Annotated in this window: 12 protein-coding genes; 5 read left to right on the forward strand and 7 right to left on the reverse strand. The window is 70.3% G+C overall.

Annotated elements, in window-relative coordinates:
* The first annotated feature begins 15 nt into the window (after positions 1 to 15).
* The 3 genes from QRX50_RS11135 to QRX50_RS11145 are packed head-to-tail and all read left to right on the forward strand — an operon-like array spanning position 16 to position 3,922.
* Positions 16 to 789: a 3-hydroxybutyrate dehydrogenase gene (locus QRX50_RS11135; protein WP_285971871.1), complete on the forward strand. Its 774-nt coding sequence runs from the start codon at positions 16 to 18 to the stop codon at positions 787 to 789.
* A gap of 32 nt (positions 790 to 821) precedes the next feature.
* Positions 822 to 2,138: an MFS transporter gene (locus QRX50_RS11140; RefSeq protein ID WP_285971872.1), complete on the forward strand. Its 1,317-nt coding sequence runs from the start codon at positions 822 to 824 to the stop codon at positions 2,136 to 2,138.
* Positions 2,135 to 3,922, forward strand: coding sequence for a helix-turn-helix domain-containing protein (locus QRX50_RS11145; protein ID WP_285971873.1), 1,788 nt, complete (start codon positions 2,135 to 2,137; stop codon positions 3,920 to 3,922). The genes QRX50_RS11140 and QRX50_RS11145 overlap by 4 nt, the downstream gene beginning before the upstream one ends.
* Here the strand turns inward: QRX50_RS11145 and nicT are convergent.
* The 7 genes from nicT to QRX50_RS11180 form a co-directional block, all read right to left on the reverse strand.
* Positions 3,909 to 5,009 carry a Nickel transporter NicT gene (gene nicT, locus QRX50_RS11150; protein WP_285971874.1) on the reverse strand — a complete coding sequence of 367 codons (1,101 nt, stop codon included), beginning with the start codon at positions 5,007 to 5,009 and terminating at the stop codon, positions 3,909 to 3,911. The genes QRX50_RS11145 and nicT overlap by 14 nt on opposite strands.
* Positions 5,010 to 5,227: 218 nt before the next feature.
* Positions 5,228 to 6,157 carry an N-acetylmuramic acid 6-phosphate etherase gene (murQ, locus tag QRX50_RS11155; protein ID WP_285971875.1) on the reverse strand — a complete coding sequence of 310 codons (930 nt, stop codon included), beginning with the start codon at positions 6,155 to 6,157 and terminating at the stop codon, positions 5,228 to 5,230.
* Positions 6,158 to 6,174: 17 nt separating this feature from the next.
* Positions 6,175 to 7,149 carry a MurR/RpiR family transcriptional regulator gene (locus QRX50_RS11160; protein WP_434533257.1) on the reverse strand — a complete coding sequence of 325 codons (975 nt, stop codon included), beginning with the start codon at positions 7,147 to 7,149 and terminating at the stop codon, positions 6,175 to 6,177.
* A 238-nt stretch (positions 7,150 to 7,387) separates the two neighbouring features.
* On the reverse strand, positions 7,388 to 9,154 hold the full coding sequence (locus QRX50_RS11165; protein ID WP_285971877.1) for a serine hydrolase domain-containing protein: 1,767 nt from the start codon (positions 9,152 to 9,154) through the stop codon (positions 7,388 to 7,390).
* Positions 9,155 to 9,165: 11 nt separating this feature from the next.
* Positions 9,166 to 10,419: an exo-beta-N-acetylmuramidase NamZ family protein gene (locus QRX50_RS11170; protein WP_285971878.1), complete on the reverse strand. Its 1,254-nt coding sequence runs from the start codon at positions 10,417 to 10,419 to the stop codon at positions 9,166 to 9,168.
* A complete protein-coding gene (locus QRX50_RS11175; protein ID WP_285971879.1) occupies positions 10,416 to 12,239 on the reverse strand; it encodes a glycoside hydrolase family 3 protein in 1,824 nt (607 codons plus the stop codon). The genes QRX50_RS11170 and QRX50_RS11175 overlap by 4 nt, the downstream gene beginning before the upstream one ends.
* Before the next feature lie 554 nt (positions 12,240 to 12,793).
* Positions 12,794 to 13,639 (reverse strand): HAD family hydrolase, encoded by an 846-nt coding sequence (locus QRX50_RS11180; RefSeq protein ID WP_285971880.1) that lies wholly within the window; start codon positions 13,637 to 13,639, stop codon positions 12,794 to 12,796.
* 554 nt (positions 13,640 to 14,193) lie between these two features.
* Between QRX50_RS11180 and ssd the strand changes: the two genes are divergently transcribed.
* Positions 14,194 to 15,255 (forward strand): septum site-determining protein Ssd, encoded by a 1,062-nt coding sequence (gene ssd / locus QRX50_RS11185; protein ID WP_285971881.1) that lies wholly within the window; start codon positions 14,194 to 14,196, stop codon positions 15,253 to 15,255.
* A 691-nt stretch (positions 15,256 to 15,946) separates the two neighbouring features.
* Positions 15,947 to 17,083, forward strand: a complete 1,137-nt coding sequence (locus tag QRX50_RS11190; RefSeq protein WP_285971882.1) for a TadA family conjugal transfer-associated ATPase — start codon at positions 15,947 to 15,949, stop codon at positions 17,081 to 17,083.
* The last annotated feature ends 315 nt before the right edge of the window (positions 17,084 to 17,398 follow it).

The following is a 17,398-nucleotide window of genomic DNA, read 5'->3' on the forward strand; positions in this document are numbered from 1 at the left end:
CTAACCTCGTAGCCCATGACCAGTGGGGTAAGTCACAGCTCACCGGGCGCCCTCGACGGCCGCGTCGCTCTCGTGACCGGCGGCGCGAGCGGAATCGGGCTCGCTTGCGTCCGGGCGTTGGCCGCGGCCGGCGCGAAGGTGCACGTCGTGGACGTCGACGCGCGCGGTGCTGAAGCGGCCGCGGCGGAGATCGGCGGCTGGGTGCACGTCGGTGACCTCACCGACCCCGCGGTGATCGACACGTTGCCGGCCGAGCTGGACGTGCTCGTGAACAACGCCGGGTTCCAGCACGTGGCCGCGCTGCAAGAGTTCCCGCCCGAGCAGTTCGCGCGGATCCAGGCGCTGATGGTGACCGCGCCGTTCCTGCTGATCCGCCGGTCGCTGCCGGCGATGTACGCGCGCGGCTGGGGCCGGATCGTCAACGTCTCCAGCGTGCACGGCCTGCGCGCCAGCCCGTTCAAAGCCGCGTACGTCACGGCGAAGCACGCGCTCGAGGGACTGTCCAAAGTGGCTGCTCTCGAAGGTGCCGAGCACGGCGTGACGTCCAACTGCGTCAACCCAGGCTACGTGCGCACGCCGCTCGTCACCGGCCAGCTCGACGCGCAGGCCGCCGAGCACGGTCTCGACGCCGACGAGGTCGTGGAGCAGGTGCTGCTGCGGCGCGCGGCCATCAAACGGCTCATCGAACCGGCGGACGTCGCCGACCTTGTGGTGTGGCTGTGCGGCGAGCACGCCGGGCACGTCACGGGCGCGTCGCTGCCCCTAGACGGCGGCTGGTCGGCCGCCTGAAACCCCGTCCCCACAACGAAGTGGAGTCTGCAGTGACAACACCAACCCGGGCCGGCCTGCTGCGCGTGGTCGGCGCGAGCCTGATCGGCACCACCGTGGAGTGGTACGACTTCTTCCTCTACACCTCCGCCGCCGCGCTCGTGTTCAACAAGCTGTTCTTCCCGAACGCCGACCCGCTCACCGGCACGCTGCTCGCGCTGCTGACCTACGCGGTCGGCTTCCTCGCGCGACCCGTCGGCGGCCTGGTGTTCGGCCACTTCGGTGACCGCATCGGGCGCAAGCGCCTGCTCGTGGTGAGCCTGGTGATGATGGGCGGCTCGACGTTCCTGATGGGCGTGCTGCCCACGTACGGCGCGGTCGGCGTCCTCGCCCCGGTCCTGCTGACGCTGCTGCGGCTCGTGCAGGGTTTCGCGCTCGGCGGCGAGTGGGGCGGCGCGGTGCTGCTCGTGTCCGAACACGGCGACGACCGGCGGCGCGGCTTCTGGGCGTCGTGGCCGCAGACCGGCGTTCCGGCCGGGAACCTGCTGGCCACGGCGGTGCTGGCGATCCTCGCGTCGGTGCAGTCCGACGCGGCGTTCAACGCGTGGGGCTGGCGCATCCCATTCCTGCTGTCGGGCGTGCTGGTGGCGATCGGGCTCTGGGTGCGGCTGGCCGTCGCGGAGTCGCCGGTGTTCCTGGCCGCGAAGGCCGCGGCGGGGGAGGAGGAAGCCACGCCGATCGTGGACGTGTTCCGTGGGCACCTGCGCGGGCTCGTCGTGACGTTCGGGGCGCGGCTGGCGGAGAACGTGTCGTACTACGTGATCACGGCCTTCATCCTCGTCTACGTGACGACCGGGCTCGGCCTGCCGAAGGCGACCGGGCTCACGGCCGTGCTGGTCGCCTCGGCCGTGCACTTCGTGACGATTCCTTTGTGGGGCTTGCTTTCCGACAAGATCGGGCGCAAGCCGGTGTACTTGTTCGGCGTGGTCGGGATGGCCGCGTGGGCGTTCGGCTTCTTCTGGCTGCTGGACTTGCGCACGACGGGCGCGGTGATCGGCGCGGCGACCATCGGGCTCGTCGTTCACGGCGCGATGTACGGGCCGCAGGCCGCGTTCTTCGCCGAGCAGTTCCCGACACGCGTGCGCTACACCGGCCTTTCGGTGGGCGGGCAGCTGTCGTCCATCGCGGCGGGCGCGATCGCGCCGATCATCGCCGTGGCGCTGTTCCAGGCGTACCACTCGACGGTGCCGGTTTCGATCTACGTCGCCGCGATGTGCGTGCTGTCGGTGCTGGCCCTGCTCGGCGCGCGCGAGACGCGCGGCGAGTCGCTGCAGGAGGCTCCCGCCGAACGGCGCTCAGTGACAGCATGACCTGTGTGGATCCCTACCGCCGGTTGCTCGAGCTGCTCGCCGCCGGAGCGAGCAGCGAGCAGCTGGCGCACGCCGCGCGTGAGTCCGGCGCCGATGCGACCGAGCTCGCGCTGCGCGTCCGCGAGACGCTCACCGAGCACCAGCGGCGCGAAGCCGAGCTCACGGCGTTGTTCGACACCGCGAGCGACCTCGCGCGGCTGCGTGACCCGGACGCGGTGCTGCGCTCGATCGTGCGGCGGGCACGGACCCTGCTCGGCGTCGATGTGTCGTACCTGAGCCTGAACGACGAAGCCGCCGGCAAGACCTACATCCGAGTGACGGACGGCTCGGTTTCCGCGTTGTTCCAGCAAATCGTGCTCGGGATGGGCGAGGGTCTCGGCGGGCTCGTGGCCCAGACCGCGCGGCCGTACGCGACGGCGGACTACTTCGCCGACGCCCGGTTCCGCCACACCTCGCCCATCGACACCGGCGTGCTGGAGGAGGGACTCACGGCGATCCTCGGCGTGCCCCTGGCGATCGGCGGCAAGGTGCTGGGCGTGCTCTACGCGTCGGATCGCGCGCCGCGCGAGTTCTCGACGGCGGAGGTGGCGCTGCTCTCGTCGCTGGCCAACCACGCGGCGATCGCCCTGGACAGCGCGCACCTGCTCGACGAGACGCGCCGCTCGGCCGCCGAGCTCAACGCCGTGAACGCGACCATGCGCCGCGCCGACGAGGCCCACGACCGCCTGATGGACCTCGTGCTCCGCGGCGGTGACCTGCCGGAAGTCGCCGCGGAGGTGGCCGGCGTGCTGCGTGGCGAGATCGCCGTCCACGACGCTTCCGGTGACCTGCTGGCGGGCTCCGTGCTCTCGTTCGACGCGCCGGCGGTGGCTTCCTCGCGCGGCAGCGGGCGTGCGGAGTCCACATCGGACATCTGGGTGTGCGCGGTGCGGGCCGGTCAGGAACTGCTGGGCAGCCTCACGCTGGCGGGCCGGCCGGAGCTGGCGGGCGCGGACCGGCGGTTGTTCGAGCGCGCGGCCGTGGTGACGGCGTTGCTGCTGATGCTGCGCCGGTCCGTCGCGCAGGCCGAGGACGAGGTGCGCGGCGAGCTGCTCACGGACCTGCTGACGGCGCCCGCGCGCAACCCGGCTTCGCTGACGGCCCGCGCGCGACGGCTGGGTGTCGACTTGGCGGCGCCGCACGTGGTGCTCGTCGCCCACGCACCGGGGATCTCCCGGCGTGGCCTCGCGTCGGCGTGCGCGCGGTACGGCGACCTGGTCGGGGTGTACGCGGAGCAGGTGGTGGCCCTCGCGCCCGACGGCATCGCGGCGGCCAAGGTGGCGCGGGAGCTCCAGTCCGTTGTGGACTGTCCGGTGACGGTCGGTGCCGCCGGCCCCGTGAAGGGTCCCGCCGCGCTCGCCCACGCGTACGCCGAGGCCGTCCGCTGCGTGAGCACGTTGCTCGCACAGGGCCGCGAAGGCGACGGCGCGGCGATGGCCGACCTGGGCTTCCTCGGGGTGCTGCTGGGCCACCACGCCGACCTGCCCGCCTACGTCACGGCCACGCTCGGTCCGGTCCTGGACTACGACTCCCGCCGTGGCACCGACCTCGTCGGCACGCTGCGCGCGTACTTCGCGGCCGGCGGGAACCTGGCCCGCGCCAAGGACGAGCTGCACGTCCACGTGAACACCGTGGTGCAGCGCCTCGACCGCGTCTCCGCGCTGCTCGGTGATGACTGGCGTGAGCCGGAACGCGCGCTGGAGATCCAGCTCGCGCTGCGCGTCGACCGGCTCAGTGGTCGGTGAGGCGCGCCGACCACTTCTCCTCGATGCGGCCGAACCGCCACACCGCGAGCGCGATCAGCCAGGTGAGGATCAACAGCCCGACGATGGCGAAGCCGACGTAGTCGAGGTTCACGTCGGCGATCGCGGCGAGTGGGCCGTGGGTGATGTCGAGTTTCTCGGCGAGGATCGACACGAGCTCGATGGTGCCGATGACCAGCGCGACGGCCACGGACAGTGCTGTGACGGTGATGTTGTAGTAGATCTTGCGGATGGGCCGTGAGAACGCCCAGCCGTAGGCGAAGTTCATGAACACGCCGTCGGCGGCGTCGAACAGGCTCATGCCCGCGGCGAAGAGCACGGGCAGTACGAGGATCGCGTACCAGGGCAGGGCGAACGCCGCGGCGCCGGCCGCGAGGACCAGCAGGCCGATCTCCGTGGCGGTGTCGAAGCCGAGTCCGAAGAGGACACCCACCGGGTAGATGTGCCACGGCTTGCGCACGGCCTTGGTCGCGCCGCGCAGCAGGCGGTTCATGAAGCCGCGCTTGTCGAGCTGGTGTTCGAGTTCGGCTTCGTCCAGTTCGCCGTGGCGCATCCGTGTGAAGACCCGGACGATCCCGACGAGCGCCACGAGGTTGATGATCGCGATGAGGTAGAGGAAAACGCCCGAGACGGACGTACCGATGAGGCCGGTGGTCTCGTGCAGTGTCGACGAATCGTCCTCGAGCTGCCCGGCGACGGCGCGCACGCCGAGTGAGAGCAGCAGGCAGAGACCGAACACGATCGTCGAGTGCCCGAGCGAGAACCAGAACCCGACCGACAGGGGCCGCTGGCCTTCGGACATCAGCTTGCGCGTGGTGTTGTCGATCGCCGCGATGTGGTCGGCGTCGAAGGCGTGGCGCATGCCGAGCGTGAACGCCGTGACCCCCAGCCCGATCCCGAACACACCCGACGCGCCCAGGTCGTAGTGGTGCGGTGCGATGAACAGCACGAGCACACCCCAGCCCACAAGGTTCAGCAGCAGGATCACCGCCGCCATCCCGGAGAGCGACCACCACTCCCGCCTCGACAACGGCTGCCTCGCGCGGGTCGGTTCCTGCACCCCGGTCATCGACAGCCCCTCCCTCAGCGCAACACCTGAGAGGGTAGGCAGGTGAACAGGTGAACCGCAATAAGCGCAGATTCACAAAAGAGCCCCTCACCAGGAGATGAGGGGCTCTTCGCCCGAATTACGTCATTGGCGTTCGGCCTACTGCCCTGCCACCACGCGAGATCGCGGGCTTGAAGCGATCTCGCGCGCCTCGGCGGAGCCGAGGCCGAAGACGCAGCTCAGCCCGCGCGCAGGTGCAGCGAGTCGAGCGCCTTCCGTACGTGGCCCCCATTGGCCGTCAGCGCCGCCGCGGCGTGTTCGACGTCGGAGCCCGACAGCAGGTGCACGAGGGCCGTTTTGAGGTCGCCGCCGGCCTCGGTGAGGGCGTCGGAGCAGTCGGCCATGGTCAGGCCCGTGGCTTCCTGCAGGATGCGGATCGTGCGGCCGCGCAGCTTCGCGTTCGTGGCCCGCATGCTGACCATCAGGTTCGAGTAGGTCTTCCCCAGCTTGATCATCGTGGCCGTGGAGAACGCCGTGAGGATCAGTTTCTGCGCCGTGCCCGCCTTCATGCGGGTCGAGCCGGCGAGCACCTCCGGGCCGGTGGCCACGGCGATGAGCACGTCGACGCCGGCCGGCTTCGACGCCCGCGGATTGGCCGAAACCAGCCCCGTGTGCGCGCCGAGGCCGCTCGACGCCTCGAGTGCGCCGAGCACGAACGGCGTGCGCCCGGAGGCGGCGAGGCCGAGCACGAAGTCGCCCGGCTGCACCACGGCAGCGAGCTCGGCCGCGCCGGCCTCGTCGTCGTCCTCGGCGTTCTCCACCGCCTGCCGCAGGGCCTTCTCGCCGCCCGCGTGATGCGCGACGAACAGGTCCGGCGGCACGTTGAACGTCGGCACGAGTTCGGCCGCGTCCAGCGTCGCCAGGCGGCCCGACGTGCCCGCCCCGACGTAGTGCACGCGGCCGCCGCCCCGCAGGGCTTCCACGGCGTAGTCGACCGCGCGCGCGAGCTGCGGCAGCACCGCGGCCACCGCGTCGGGCACCCGGCGGTCCTCGGCGTTGATGGCGCTGAGGATCCCCATGGTGGACATCAGGTCGATGTCCACCGTGCGGGGGTTGCGTTGCTCGGTCGGCGAATCGACGTGCACCGCCTGGCAGGGGACGGTCATCATGCGCCTCGTTTCTGAGTTCATTTACCGGTTTCCCGCGGACGGCGGCGACCGTCGGGCCTGACCCCGAGCCGGTGCGAGCCGACCGCGTCCCTCGTCGCGTCCAACGCGTTGACGGAGGCGTCCATGTGCCGCTGCGCGACCCCGATGAACAGGCAGTCGATCACGGTGAGCTGAGCGATGCGGCTCGCCGTGGCCCCGGAACGGAAGGTGGTTTCGCGCGCTGCCGTGGTGAGCACGAGGTCTGCGACCTCCGTGATCGGCGAACGCGGGAAGTTCGTGACGGCGACGGTGATCGCGCCGTGCTCGCGGGCGACGCGCAGCGCCTCCACGGTGTCGGTGGTCGCGCCCGTGTGGGAGACGCCGATCGCGACGTCGCCGGGGCTGAGCACCGCGGCCGAGGTGAGCATGATGTGCGTGTCGGACCACGAGAAGCTCACGCGGCCGATGCGGTGCAGCTTCTGCTGCAGGTCGGCGGCCACGAACGCGCTCGCGCCCACGCCGTAGACGTCCACGCGGCCGGCCTCGGCCAAGAGGTCGATCACCCGCTGCATCGTCGCGACGTCGAGCTGGTCGGCCGTCTCCTCGACGGCGCGCGCGTCGGCGAAGCTGACCTTGCCGATCACGGCCGCGAGGTCGTCCTCGGGGCTGATCTCCCCGCCGAGGTTGCGCGTGGTTCTGGCCTCGGTGCGCGCGGTGTCCGCGGCCAGCGCGATGCGCAGCTGCGGGTACCCGCCGACGCCGACGGCCTTGCAGAACCGCGTGACCGTGGTCTCGCTGGTGCTGGCGGCGAGGGCGACCTCGGTGATGCTCCGGCGCGCGACCGTCGCGGGGTCCTCGAGCACGACCTTCGCCACTCGCTGCTCGGCGCGGGCGAGCCCGGGCAGCAGCGAGCGGATGCGGACCAGCGGGCTCGCATCGGCGTCACGGACAGTGGTCTGAGCTGGGGTTTGCTCGGACGGTGCCGGGATGGTTACGGAATCGGCATCGTCCACCGTCGGAAAGTTACTAACCGTTGGCATTTGCGACAAGGCTACCCACATCCTTCGGCAGGATCGCAACCCGTCCGTGTCTGCGGACTTCGTTTTGCGATTAATCGTTGACCAGAAAGTCGCTAACCAGGTCGACCTTGTTAACGAGCTCAAGCTAACGACTTGGCAACTTAGTGTCGCCCCGCAAAAGGCTTCGGATCGCTGAGTGGGAGGGCCAGTTCGGCGCTGGGCGACAGGCCGGTCACCGAGCGCTCAAAATCCACCCGGTCGCGGTGAGTGCCGACGGATTCCGCTCACCATCGAGAACTGCCCGGCCGCGTTCGGTGACTTTCACACCGTCGACAGAAACTCCGCGTCCGGTGTAACTCGGGTCGGTGTTGTAACGCCAGCGCAGGGTCGTAACGCCCGACGTCGGTACTTCTGCCGTCACCCACCACCAGGCCCGGTGTCCGTGACCTGAGAGCGACGTCACCTGTCCGGGGGGTGCGCCCGGTCCGGTCGCGTGAACCGCGACTGGTTGCCAATAAACGCCGTCCGAGGACGATTCCAGCTGAAGTGGATCAGTAGAACCTTCGGTATCCACGAAAGCGTAGAAGGAGACCTGCAGCGGGCCGCCGGATCGCGGTGTCAAGGGCTGCGTACTCAGCGTAGCCGCTGACTTGTCGCCGAGGCCCGCGAACCACGCGTCACGGCCCTGTGCGGGCTTCACAGTCATGGCTTGGGCCAACGAAGTGGCCCAGACCTGGCGGGCTGTGTTGATGGAACCCCAGTTACGGCTCGGGTGCACTCGGTTGGTCAGCAACAACGCGAAGGACCGCGATTCCGGGTCGATGACCAGCGTCGTACCGGTGAATCCGGTGTGGCCCGCCGTCACCGGTGAGGAAAGCGCACCCATGTACCAGGGCTGGTCGAGCTCGAACCCGAGGCCGTGGGCGTCGTCGGGGAAGCGCTGGTTGTAGTTGGTCAGCATCGTCTCGACGGTGTCGGGACGCAGGATGTGCTTGCCCCGGTAGGTACCGCCGTTGAGGATCGTTTGGCAGAGGATCGCCAGGTCGCTAGCCGTGGAGAACACGCCGGCGTGCCCGGCGACGCCGCCGAGCGACCACGCGTTCTCGTCGTGCACCTGGCCGCGCACGAGCCCGCGCGGCGGATCGGCCTCGTACTCGGTGGCGGCGACGCGGTCCAGCTTCGACGCGGGCGGGTTGTAGCCGGTGTCGACCATGCCCAGCGGCGCGGTGATGCGGTCGTGCACCACCTTGTCCAGCGTCTGCCCGGTGAGCTTCTCGATGACGAAGCCCAGGGTGAGCATGTTGAGGTCGGAGTAGAGGTAGGTCGTGCCCGGCGCGTTCTTCAGCGGGCTGTCGAGCACGGCCTTGCGGCGCGACGGGATGTCCGGGTAGCCCTGCCACAGCGACGGCACGGGGTCGGCGTCGAAGCCCGACGTGTGCGTGAGCAGCTGCTCGATCGTCACGGCTTCCTTGCCGTTCACGCCGAACTCGGGCAGGTAGCGCACGACCGGTGCGTTGACGTCGAGCTTGCCCTGCTCCACCAGCTGCAGCGCGGCGATCGAGGTGAACAGCTTCGAGACCGACGCCATGTCGAAGATCGTGTCGTTCCGCATCGGGACCTGCTGGTCCTTCGGCAGCTCGGTGCCCGCGGCGTCGGCATACCTCAGCGCGCCGCCGACGGCGTAGCGGTCGACGACCACGCCGTCGTGGGCAAGCAGACCGACGGCGCCGGAGAGGTGCGGGTGGCCCGACGCGTCAGGCTGCGTCCAGCTCGCCAGGAACTGCTCGGCGGACTTGATGGGGCCGGCGTCGAGGCCGACGTCGGACGGCTTGCCTTCACGCAACGTCGTCGACGGCGCCGCGAAGCCGTGTCGCACCACGTCGAAGCGCCCGGCGAGCGGGTCGTGCTGCGTCGTGGTGGCGATGGCGGCGGCTCCTGCGGTCGTCGTGGCCGCGAACAGCACGATGACTGTCGCGGCGAGCACCTTCCTAGCACGCATGACCGCTCTCCTCAGCGATAGATCAGGTAGGGCCGGCGTTGGCGATCGAAGGCGGCGAGCTCGGCGCGCCAGGCGCCGGTGACCTCGTCGACTCCGGCGCCGGCGTCGATCATGGTGCGCAGCCGGTCGGAACCCGACAGCAAGTCGATCGCGTGGTCGGGCCGCCAGCCGAACGTCTGCGGCGCGACCTGCTTTGCCGTCACGAGCATCGCGACGGCGGTGGTGATCGCGTCGAACGCCTGGGGATCGGTCACGGTGAGCTGCACGCCGCCGCAGGTCTCGTTCACGAACTTGCTGAACGTGGGGACGAAGTACGTCTCGCGGAAGCGCGCGCCCGGCAGGTCGAGCGCTTCGAGCTTGTCGCGCCAGTGCCAGTCGACGCCCGGCGCGCCGATGATCTCGAACGGCCGCGTGGTGCCGCGGCCCTCCGCGAAGAGCGTGCCTTCGAACAGGCAGGTGCCGGGGTAGACGATCGCGGTGTCGGGCGTCGGCATGTTCGGGCTCGGCATGACCCAGTCGAGACCGGTTTCGGCGAAGAGCATGTCCCGCCGCCAGCCGCGGACCTCGACGACGTCGAGCTTCACCGGCTTCACGCCTTCGCCCGGCAGGAACTCGGCGTTGAACAGCCGCGCCAGCTCGCCGACGGTCATACCGTGCTGTTGCGCGATCGGCTTGCGCCCGACGCCGGAGGCGAACTTCGGGTCGAGCACGGGCCCGGCGAGGCGACCGCCGATCGGGTTGGGCCGGTCGAGCACCACGAAGGCCGCACCGACCTTCGCCGCCGCGACCATCGCCGTGTAGAGCGACCAGATGTAGGTGTAGAAGCGGGCGCCGACGTCGGCGATGTCGAACACGACGGTGTCGAGGCCGGCCTTGGTGAACAGCGTGGCGAGCTTCGCCGCGTCGGCGCCGTACGCGTCGTACACGGGGATGCCGGTGCGAGGGTCCGTGTAGTCACCTTCGGAACCGCCGGCCTGCGCGCTGCCGCGGAAGCCGTGCTCGGGGCCGAAGGCGGCGACCGGCTTCACGCCGGCGGCGACCATGTCGTCGACGATGTGGTCGCCGGTCGCGAGCACACCCGTCGGGTTGGAGAGGACGCCGAGCTTGCGCCCGGCGAGCGGGCGCCAGTGCTGGGCGGCGAGTTGTTCGGCGCCCGTGAGCACTCGTTGTTTTGCCGGCGTGGCTTCCGCGACCGCCGACGCGCTCGCGAGGACCGGCACCGCGAGCGCGGGGACGGCGAGGAACTTCCTGCGGTTGACGTTCACCAGCTCAGCCCATGTCCGAAGGGGTACTTGACGGTGTTCACGTCGGCGCCCGCGGGGACGTCGACGGGCAGCTTGCCGCTGGGCTTCGTCTCGCCGAGCACGACCTTGGCGAGCGCCTCGAGCGACGGCGTGATGTAGCCGTAGGTCGCGAGCCAGGTGGGCACGGGGTTGGCGTACCCGGCGTCGTACGGGATCTGCGCGGCGACGGCGACCACCGGCTTGCCGGTGTCCATCAGCGCCTGCAAAAGCTCGTTCTGCAAGGGAAATCCGCCGACGTTGTTCGTCAGCACCACCACGAGGTCGGTCTTCGCGGCGGCCGCGGCGGCCTGGGTGATGAGATCGTCGGACGGGGTCTGCCCGGTCTGCAACGCGGTCGCCTTGGTGCCGTGGGCGGTGAGGCGTTCGGCGAGCGTCTGCGTGCTGGCCACGCCCCAGCCGGTGACGAGCGCGGTGGCGGGCTTCTGCTTGAGCGGCAGCACGCCCGCGTCGTTGGCGATGGCGGTGATCGAGCGGTCGGCGATGCCCTGCGCGGTGGCGAGGTGCGCCGGTGTGCCGACCTTCTTCGCGACCAGCGCCGGATTGTCGAACGGCGAGGTGAGGATGCCGCGCTTGAGCTTCAGCTTGAGCACCCGCAGCACGCTCTGGTCGATTCGCTGCATCGGCAGGTCGCCGGACTTCACGGCGGCGATCACGGAGTTGATCGCGAGGTCGAGGTGCACCGGCATGAGCAGCTGGTCGATGCCGGCTTTCAGTGCCAGCACAGGGATTTCGGCGTCGCTGTGCAGCTCGCGCACGCCCTGCATCTCCAGCGCGTCGGTGATCACCACGCCGTCGTAACCCAGCTCGTTGCGCAGTTTCCCGGTGATGATCGGCTTCGACAGCGTGGCCGGTTCACCCGACGGGTCGAGGCTCGGAAACTGGATGTGGGCGCTCATGATCGAGTCGATCCCCGCGGCGATGGCGGCCTTGAACGGCGGCACGTCGATCTTGCGCCACTCGTCCTCGGTGCGGTCGATGCGCGGCAGCCCGGTGTGGCTGTCGGTGGCGGCGTCGCCGTGGCCGGGGAAGTGTTTTGCCGTGGAGGAAACGGTTTCGAAGGCCGGCCCGGAGTTCTGGTAGCCCTTTACCTCGGCCGTCACGAACTGGCTCGCGAGCCCGGGCTGCCCGGCGAACGAGCGCACGCCGATCACCGGGTTGGCCGGGTTGGAGTTCACGTCGGAGTCGGGCGCGAAGTCCTGGTTGATGCCGACGGCGCGCAGTTCGTGGCCGATGATCGTGGCCGCCTGGGTCGCGCTGTCGGTGCTGCGGCCGGCGGCGATGGCCATGGAGTTGGGGAACTCCGTGGCGGGAGCGCCCATCCGGGTGACGGTGCCGCCCTCCTGGTCGGTGCCGATCTGCAGCGGGATGTGGGCGCCGCTGGAGATCGCGGCCTGCTGCAGGCCGTTGGAGAGCTTCGCGACCTGCGTCGGGGTGTCGAAGTTGTCGCGGGTGTCGTTGTTGAAGTAGATGACGCCGCCGAGGTGGTACTTGCGGACGACCTCGGCGGGCGTGTCGACGCCGAAGTCCGTCTGGTTCTTGGGGTTGACCTCATCGGCGGACTTGCCGTTCACCCACGTGACGAACAGCTGCCCGACCTTTTCCTCGAGGCTGAGGCCGTGGAGCGCCTGCTGAGCGGCGGCGTCGAGGGACGTCATCGCCCTCGCTTCCGGTGTGCTGCCGGAAGCGGTCGCGCCGATTCCGGCGACGGCGAGGAGCCCCGCGAGGGGGACGGCGAGCGCATGGATCCTCCGCGGGCGCGTGCGCGCGAGTCGGGTCGTCACGAAAAGGCCTCCCAGTGTCGTGCGCCGCGGGGTGGTGAGAAGTCCACCTGGCAGCGCCGGTATCGGGAAGCTACTCACCGGCTTGGGCGTTGTCCATCGGCCGAGCGCAGGAACATGGGGGTTGTGCTGGGATTTTTGGGAAGATTACCCCGGAAACGCTGGCGGCGCCCGTCGGCCGAAGCCGGCGGGCGCCGCCTGCTAGCGCGGAACATCTCGGGCGACCAAGCGTGCAACTCTGGTCGTACCTTCATGGACTCGGCGTCCGGCGTCCCGGTACGCAGTCCCTAGACGACGAGCCTCCCGCGGCGCGCTGCGCGTGGGTACCCGGAGTCCGCGCACGGAGGTTGCCCGGGGTGGCAGAGGCTTCTCTTCTACCTCTGCCCTGGCCGGCTCAACGTCCGCACCTTCTTTCTACGCCGTGAGCCCGGTCACTTCAAGAGTGTGGACGGGTGCACCGGGAAAAGAGGCTCGATCCGGTGATGCACACACCCTGAGCAACGGCCGATTCCGCTCTACGCTTGAGAAAACGGGTCGCGGTACCGCCGTGTGGGTGCCTAGCGCGGGGGCGTTCGGAACCGTCGGCGACGACTCAGGCTGTACCAGGTGGCGCCCGCCGCGAAGGCGCCCACGCCGAGGGCGACCATGCCCGCGGACCGGGCGGGGATCCGGCTGCGCAGTGACATCGGGCGTTCGAACGCGAGGATCGGCCAGCCGCGTTCGCCGGCTTCGCGGCGCAGGAGCTTGTCGGGGTTCACCGCGTGGGGGTGGCCGACGGTGTCCAGGAGCGGGATGTCCGTACTCGAATCGGTGTAGGCGAAGCACTCGGCGAGGTCGTACCCGTACGTCGCGGCGAGCTCCTTCGCGGCGACGGCCTTGTTGTCGCCGTAGCAGTAGAAGTCGATTTCGCCGTTGTAGCGGCCGTCGGTGGCACCCATGCGCGTGGCGACGCAGCGCGTGGCGCCGAGCATCGCGGCGACGGGTGCGGCGACCTCTTCGCCGGTGGCGGAGAGGACGACGACGTCGTGGCCGTCGGCGAGGTGGCGGTTGATCAGATCGGTGGCCTCCACGTACACGAGGGGGTCGACCACGTCGTGGAGCGTTTCACGCACGATCGCGGAAACCTGGGCGACATCCCAGCCCGCGCAGAGCTTCGAGACCTCGGCGCGCATGCGTTCGGTCTTGTCGGCGTCGGCGCCTGCGAGGGAGAAGACGAGTTGTGCGTACGCGCTACGCAAAGCGGCTCGGCGGTTGATCAGCCCTTCTCTGAGTAATGGTTTGCTGAACGCCAGCGCGCTGGAAGAAGCGATGATGGTCTTGTCGAGATCGAAGAACGCGGCGACGGTGCGCCGAGGTTCTTCGGGGTGGGATTCGCGCGGCGGCGCGGTGCTGGGTTCGGCCACGTGATCAGGATAGGAGAAGCGGCGCCCGCGTTCTCGCGTTGATCGAACACCGGCGCGCCCGTCCGGCGGAAAATCCATGACAGGACAGTGCATCCGCCTCTGGATGCCGTTATCGAATCGTAGGTGTCGCTCGCGGCGCCAATCGGTGCCCTGCGGAGTTACAGTGGGGGAACCCGGTGTCCAACCGGGCCGGTTCAGTCCGACCCCCGGGGCTGAACCCACGGTGGCCCTCGTCCCTCCCCCCTGGCGAGGGCCACCCTCTTTTCCAGGATGGCGCATTTTTTCCTCCGTGTTCGCGGGTCGCCAGGATGTTTTTCGTGGCAATTACGATTCTGCCTGGAATTCCCCGGTTCAGGGGCGTCGGCGGGTCGCGCATTGTGCCTCATCGGTCCGACCGGAACTCCGCGCCGAGCCGTTTCGCGTGCGAGTTGTCCACAAGCCCCGGGTTATCCACAGGCCGGGCAGTTGGCCATTGCCGTCGACGCTCGGGCCGGGTGATCTTGGTGGGACCCGGTCCACGTGGCCCGGGTCCGATCCGCCAGGGGGAGGCCTTCATGACAACCGCACGTCCACTCGTCGTCGCCGAGGGCGCGGTGCTCGACGAGATCCTGCGCGTCGCCGCGGTCGCCGGCTGCGAACTCGACCGCGCACCCGATCTCGCGGCTGCGCGTTCACGCTGGACGCGGGCACCGCTGGTCGTGCTCGACGAGGACTGCGCCGACGACCGCGTGGTTTTACCCCGCCGCGACGGCGTGGTGGTGGTGTCGAAAGGCGCGGTCGGCGTCGACTCCTGGCGCCGCGCGGCGTTGGTCGGCGCCCGGCGGGTCCTGTGCCTGCCCGACGACGAATCCGACCTGACCGTGGTTTTGGCCGACGTCGCCGACGCCCCCGCCGAACACCCCGGCCCGGTCCTCGCCTTCATCGGCGGCCGCGGCGGCGCGGGTGCTTCCGTGCTGGCCGCCGCGACCGCCGTCGAAGCGGACCGCGCCGCTCCAGCCCTGCTGGTCGACTGCGACCCCTTGGGCGGCGGCCTGGATCTCCCACTGGGCTTGGAAAACACCCCCGGCCACCGCTGGCCCGACGTCCGCCTGTCCGGCCGCGTCTCACTGCCTACTTTGGTCGACGCCCTCCCGCGCCGCGGCACTCTGCCCGTGCTGGCCTGCGGCCGTACCGGCCCCGGTCCCGCCCCGCGCGCGTTGTCCGCAGTCGTGACCGCCGGCCGCCGCTCGGGCCGCAGCGTCGTCTGCGACCTGCCCCGCCACCTCGACGAGGGCGCCTTGGCCGTCGCCTCTCTCGCAGACCTGGTGGTCTTGGTCGTGCCGGTCGAATTCCGCGCCTGCATGGCCGCGCGACAGGTCCTCGACCTCCTCACGCCCCACACCGACCGCCTCGCCATCGTCGCAAGTGGACACCCCCACGCCGGCGCGCCCCCTTCCCGCACCACGGCGCTCCTCGGCCCGCCCCTGCTCGCCACCCTGCCACCCGAACGCCGCGTCGCCGCCACCCTCGAAACGGGCGAGTTCGACCTCCCACCCAAGGGCGCCCTGGCCACCGCCGCCCGCGCCGTCCTGGCCGAACTCCGCCCCGCCCCGGCCGCCGTCCCCGCGGCGGCTTGAGATGTGGCCTCGCACCGGTTCCTCGGCCACCTTGTCGGGCGGCGGCGTGGTCGATCGACATCACGACCGCGTTGGCCGACCTCGACCCCGCCTCGTTCGCCGTTCCCATGGCGGCTTGAGATGCGACCTCGCACAGGTTCTTCGTCCACCTTGTCGGGTGGCTGCGAGGTCGATCGACATCACGACCGCGTTGGCCGAATGTCACCCTGGCCGCTCTTCCCATGAGGGCTTGAGATGTGGCCTCGTATCGGTTCCTCGGCCACCTTGTCGGGTGGCGGCGTGGTCGACCGACGCTACGACCGCGTTGGCCGAACTCCACCCCGGCCGTCCTCCCCGCGGCGGCTTGAGATGCGGCCTCGTACCGGCTCGTCGTCGACTTCGTCAGGCTGCGGCGTGGTCGACCGGCACCACGACCGCACTGACCCAACTCCTACCTCAGTTCCTCCGTCTTGACGCCGGCGGCGTGGCCTTGCCAGCCGAACTCCGGTTGCGGCACTCAATACGGTGCGGGCCGTAGGCCGAGCTGCCGAGTGAATTAAGTCTGCCTTCGTTCCGGCCGGCCGAATGCGTTGCGGGCCGGGGTCGACCATCGCTCGCCTGCACTCGCGTGGTCGTTGTTCTTTCCCTTTAGCGCCAGCCCATCCACCGTACGTCTGGAGCCAGCCATGCCCACTCGTCCGAAGCCGCCGACATGACCACCGAATTCGTCGAGCGCGTCCGCAATCGGCTCGCCGGTGAGAGCCGTCCGGCGGATCCTGTCGCCGTCGCGGAGGCCGTGCGGGCGGAAGCCGGCGGCACCCTCAGCCACGACGCCGTCCTCGACGCCGTCCGCCAGGCCCACCACGAGTTCGTCGGCGCGGGCCCGCTCGCGCCGCTGCTGGAGGACCCCACCGTCACCGACGTCCTCGTCACCGCGCCCGACCAGACCTGGACCGACGGCGACTCGGGCCTGACCCGCACTGACGTCCGCTTCGCCGACGAAGAAGCCGTCCGCCGCCTGGCGCAGCGTCTCGCGCTCGCGGCGGGCCGGCGACTCGACGACGCACAGCCCTATGTGGACGGTTGGCTCCCCGTCCCGGGCGGGCACGTCCGCGTCCACGCCGTCCTGCCGCCGATCGCGCCCAACGGCACCTGCCTGTCCCTGCGCGTCCTCCGCCCGGCGACGCACACCCTCGACACCCTGACCTCGCTCGGCGTCGTCAACGAGGAAGGCGCCGAGATCCTCCGCTCGATCATCACGCGCCGCCTCGCGTTCCTGGTCACGGGCGGCACCGGCGCCGGCAAGACGACCCTCCTCAGTGCACTCCTCGCCGAGGTCAGCCCGCGTGAGCGCATCATCTGCGTCGAGGACGCCGGCGAACTCCGTCCCGCGCACCCGCAGTTCGTGAGCCTCGTCGCGCGCCCGGCCAACGTCGAAGGCGCCGGCGCCGTCGAGCTGCCCGAGCTCGTCCGCCAGGCGCTGCGCATGCGCCCGGACCGCCTGGTGGTCGGCGAAGTCCGCGGCGCCGAAGTCTGCTCCCTGCTCAACGCCCTCAACACCGGCCATGACGGCGGCGCCTGCACTCTCCACGCCAACTCACCCTCCGAGGTCCCCGCGCGCCTCGAAGCGCTCGCCTCCCTGGGCGGCCTCACCGGCGACGCCCTCCACAGCCAGCTGGCCGCTGCCATCCGCGTCGTCCTCCACCTCCGCCGCGACCCCACCGGCGTCCGCCGCCTCACCGAAATCGCGACCCTCCACCGCACCACCGCGACCACCCACACCACCCCCATCTGGCGCGACGGCCACTGGACCCCCTACCGCCCCCTCTTCGAGGAGGCGACCGCATGACTCCGACCCGCTCGCCCGTGCGACCCGCGGCCCTTCACACCACGCGACCCTGCCTCGGCGCGCTGCCTCCGCAATCCGCGCGGCGCGCTTCGCGCAGCCGGCCCGAGTCTGGAGCCCTCCGCCGCCCCGCCGTCCCGTCTCACAGTCGCCGGCGCGATGCCGACTTGGCGCCCATCGGCGTTCCATGTCGCCGCTGGCGCCGAGGCGTCGGCTTCAAGTGGCGATACGTGCCCCGATCCGTGGTTGCCGCGGGGGTCGGTCGCCGGTGGCGCAGGGGTGGCGGTTGCGTGTGGTTGTACGTGGCTGGGTCTTTGG

The sequence above is a fragment of the Amycolatopsis sp. 2-15 genome, from assembly GCF_030285625.1.
Classification (GTDB): domain Bacteria; phylum Actinomycetota; class Actinomycetes; order Mycobacteriales; family Pseudonocardiaceae; genus Amycolatopsis; species Amycolatopsis carbonis.

Bases quoted from the DNA above. Each gene is read 5' to 3' on its own strand.
- QRX50_RS11135 (WP_285971871.1), top strand. From the start codon at position 16: ATGACCAGTGGGGTAAGTCACAGCTCACCGGGCGCCCTCGACGGCCGC.
- QRX50_RS11145 (WP_285971873.1), top strand. From the start codon at position 2,135: ATGACCTGTGTGGATCCCTACCGCCGGTTGCTCGAGCTGCTCGCCGCC.
- nicT (WP_285971874.1), bottom strand. From the start codon at position 5,009: ATGACCGGGGTGCAGGAACCGACCCGCGCGAGGCAGCCGTTGTCGAGG.
- murQ (WP_285971875.1), bottom strand. From the start codon at position 6,157: ATGATGACCGTCCCCTGCCAGGCGGTGCACGTCGATTCGCCGACCGAG.
- QRX50_RS11165 (WP_285971877.1), bottom strand. From the start codon at position 9,154: ATGCGTGCTAGGAAGGTGCTCGCCGCGACAGTCATCGTGCTGTTCGCG.
- ssd (WP_285971881.1), top strand. From the start codon at position 14,194: ATGACAACCGCACGTCCACTCGTCGTCGCCGAGGGCGCGGTGCTCGAC.
- QRX50_RS11190 (WP_285971882.1), top strand. From the start codon at position 15,947: ATGACCACCGAATTCGTCGAGCGCGTCCGCAATCGGCTCGCCGGTGAG.